This is a genomic window from Polynucleobacter sp. 35-46-11 (assembly GCF_002281105.1).
Genome location: NZ_NCFJ01000274.1, coordinates 1 through 3467 on the forward strand (window position 1 = coordinate 1; position 3467 = coordinate 3467).

The window sequence follows — 3467 nt, forward strand, 5'->3', positions numbered from 1 at the left end:
GAAGCCATTACCAGATCGAGTTGAGATCAGTACAAGATCATCAGATTGACCGGCATAGTAGGCCACCATCTGCGATCCAGCTGCCAAGTTCACAAAGCTCGTTAATGGTGAACCATCGCCACGAGCACCTGGTAATTCGCTGACGGGAACTGTATAGACACGGCCATCACTACCAAAGCCTTGCATCACATCAACTGTGCGGCACTCAAATGTGGCATAGAGGGCATCACCCGCTTTGAAGCCAAACTGCGTTGCATCATGCTCGTGACCCTGGCGTACACGTACCCAACCCTTTTGAGACACGATCACCGTTACCGGTTCATCCAATACCTTAGTCTCAGCAACAGCGCGCTTATCTTCCTGAATCAATGTACGGCGATCATCACCAAAATCTTTCATATCAGATTCAATTTCTTTGATGATGCGCTTACGCAATACAGTATCACTCTGCAACAAACCTTCAAGATCATCACGCTCAGACTTGAGCTCTTTTAATTCTTGCTCAATTTTGATGCCTTCCAATCGAGCCAACTGACGCAAACGGATATCCAAAATATCTTCGGCTTGACGATCGCTCAGCTTAAACTCTTTAATAAGATCAGCCTTAGGTTCATCGCTATTGCGAATAATCTTGATGACCTTATCAATATTGAGAAGAACAATGAGGCGCCCTTCCAAAATATGCATCCGATCGTTGACTTTACCCAAGCGGTGCTGAGTACGTCTTGTAACAGTTCCCACCCTGAAAGAAATCCACTCAGCAATAATCTCTTTGAGACCTTTTTGACGTGGGCGACCATCAGTACCAATCATCACCAAGTTCATTGGCGCATTGGATTCCAAGGAGGTATGCGCCAGCAATAAGTTGACGAACTCATTAACGTCAATATTTTTACTCTTAGGCTCAAATACCAAGCGCACAGCCGCATCTTTACTGGACTCATCACGTACACCATCAAGCACATTCAAGATGGTGGATTTGAGATTGTTTTGCTCAGGAGTTAATGTCTTTTTACCAACCTTCACTTTTGGATTGGTAATTTCTTCGATCTCTTGTAATACGCGTTGTGATGATGTGGATGGTGGCAACTCATTCACCACAATTTGCCACTGACCACGAGCCAACTCTTCAATAGACCAGCGAGCACGCACTTTGAGACTGCCTCGTCCTGCTTCATAAATCTGTGCAATTTCAGCCGAGGAAGAGATGATTTGACCACCACCTGGATAGTCTGGGCCAGGCATGATCTCCAATAGTTCTGAAGTACTCATCTTCGGAGACTTCATTAAAGCAATCGCTGCGCTAGCGACTTCACGTAAATTATGTGAAGGAATCTCTGTTGCCATACCTACCGCAATACCGGATGCGCCGTTCAATAGAACAAAGGGTAAGCGCGCTGGTAATAACTTAGGTTCTTGGAAAGATCCGTCGTAGTTCGGTGCAAAGTCCACCGTACCTTCATCAATCTCACTGAGTAAGAGTCCAGCAATCTTGGTTAAACGAGCTTCGGTGTAGCGCATTGCAGCCGCACCATCGCCATCACGTGAGCCAAAGTTACCCTGACCATCGATCAGCGGATAACGCAGTGAGAAGCTTTGGGCAAGACGCACTAATGCGTCGTAGGCGGATTGGTCGCCATGGGGATGAAACTTACCGAGAACATCACCAACTACGCGAGCACTCTTCACGGGTTTAGCGTCAGCGCGTAAACCCATCTCACTCATAGAGAACAGAATGCGACGTTGAACTGGCTTTTGGCCATCAGATACATCTGGTAGGGCGCGGCCTTTAACAACGCTGATTGCGTAATCTAAGTAAGCGCGCTCAGCATAGACCGCCAAGGTGAGGCTGTCTTTGTCATCTTCGTTGAGCTCAATCTTTTTTGGATCATGAGGGTCTTTTGGGCCGCCTGCTTCAGCAGTAATTGGCTCGTCAACTTCAACAACATTCATTTCAATAGGTTCACCTGCAAACAAGTCTGCTTGCTCTGCTGGTTTGTTGCCGCCTGGAGTTTTTTTAATCGCCATTAGATATCCGCCTCTACTTCATTACCGCGCTCTTCCAACCAATCGCGACGCGCCCCAGATTCGGACTTACCCATCAACATATCCATTGTTTTGATTGTTTCATCCTCTGTCCATGTACCCAAGGTCACCGGTAAGAGTCGACGAGTATCTGGATTCAAAGTGGTATCCCATAATTGCTCGGCACTCATCTCACCCAAACCTTTGAAGCGAGAAATCTGCCAAGCCGTTTCTTTAACGCCATCTTTACGCAATTTATCTTCAATGGCTTGAAGTTCATTTGCATCAAGCGCATAAATCTTTTGTGCTGGCTTTTTGCCACGTGCTGGTGCATCCACCCTAAACAATGGTGGCCTAGAAATATGCACATGACCCAATTCGATTAGTTTTGGGAAATGCTTGTAGAACAAAGTTAATAGCAATACCTGAATATGCGCACCATCCACGTCCGCATCTGAGAGGATGCAAACCTTGCCATAACGTAGGTTTGATAAGTCAGGGCTGTCATTAGCGCCGTGCGGATCTACACCTATAGCAACAGCAATGTCATGCACTTCGTTGTTCGCAAATAAGCGATCACGCTCCGCTTCCCAAGTATTGAGAACCTTACCGCGCAGAGGCAAAATCGCTTGGTACTCTTTATTACGACCCATCTTGGCTGAGCCGCCAGCTGAATCACCCTCAACGAGGAAGATTTCATTAAGGCCAATGTCTTGACTCTCACAGTCGGTCAGTTTTCCAGGTAGAACTGCTACACCAGAGGATTTTTTCTTCTCGACTTTTTGACCGGCGCGGGTTCGTGCCTGCGCCTGCTTGATTACTAAGTCTGCTAATTTACGACCGTAATCCACATGCTCGTTCAGCCAAAGCTCAAGTGCCGATTTAGCGTAACCAGAAACTAAGCGCACCGCATCCCTGGAGTTCAAACGCTCTTTGATTTGACCCTGGAATTGTGGGTCCAATACTTTGGCAGACAAAATAAATGAGGCGCGGGCAAACACGTCCTCAGGCATGAGCTTCACACCTTTAGGCTGCAAAGCATGCATCTCAATAAAACCTTTGACGGCATTAAATAGGCCTTCACGCAATCCGCTCTCATGGGTTCCGCCTGCTGGAGTCGGAATCAAGTTCACATAACTCTCGCGCACCGGTGATCCATCTTCGGTCCAGGTCACAACCCAGGCTGCACCCTCGCCTTCAGCAAAGGAATCATCATCACCATTGCCAGTGGCGTATTGTTCCCCCTCAAATGGAGGAATCACTTCTGGGCCATGGCCAGCTTGAGCTATTGCTTCATTTAAGTAACCGCGTAAGCCTTGGGCATATTGCCAAGTTTGACTCTCGCCAGACTTCTCTTGAATGAGGGTGACTTTGACGCCTGGCAGTAAAACTGCCTTAGAGCGCAAGAGCCGAATGAGTTCAGGCATCGGGATAGCGGCACT

The 3467-nt window shown here is 47.5% G+C and carries 2 protein-coding genes; both read right to left on the reverse strand.

The annotated features are described in order from the left end of the window. Positions 1-1953 (reverse strand): DNA topoisomerase IV subunit A (gene parC, locus B7Y67_RS13360; RefSeq protein WP_293599075.1); only part of this gene is annotated, 1953 nt, incomplete at its 3' end. A gap of 74 nt (positions 1954-2027) precedes the next feature. Next, the coding region (locus B7Y67_RS13365; RefSeq protein WP_293599074.1) for a toprim domain-containing protein at positions 2028-3467 on the reverse strand (1440 nt) is incomplete at its 5' end.